The following is a 230-nucleotide window of genomic DNA, read 5'->3' as shown; positions in this document are numbered from 1 at the left end:
CGGGGTTCTGCTGGAGCAGCTCAAAGCACTGCATCTGCACCTGGATTTTCGTCCGGGTGACACCGCCTTTATTTTCACCACCACCGGCTGGATGATGTGGAACACCTTGTTCAGCGCCTTGCTCTGCGGTGTTCGCCCGGTGCTTTACGACGGCCATCCCACCTGGCCAGGCACCGATGCGCTGTGGCAAATCCTGCAAGACAGCCGGGCGAGTTTTTTCGGCACCAGCC

At 60.0% G+C, this 230-nt stretch carries 1 pseudogene; it reads left to right on the top strand.

Annotated elements, in window-relative coordinates:
• Positions 1-230 (top strand): annotated as a pseudogene (locus KZZ07_RS27525) (acetoacetate--CoA ligase); the annotation flags it as partial.

It is taken from the genome of Mameliella sp. CS4 (assembly GCF_019392335.1).
In the GTDB taxonomy this organism is placed as follows: domain Bacteria; phylum Pseudomonadota; class Alphaproteobacteria; order Rhodobacterales; family Rhodobacteraceae; genus Antarctobacter.
This window is presented reverse-complemented; position numbering and strand designations above follow the sequence as displayed.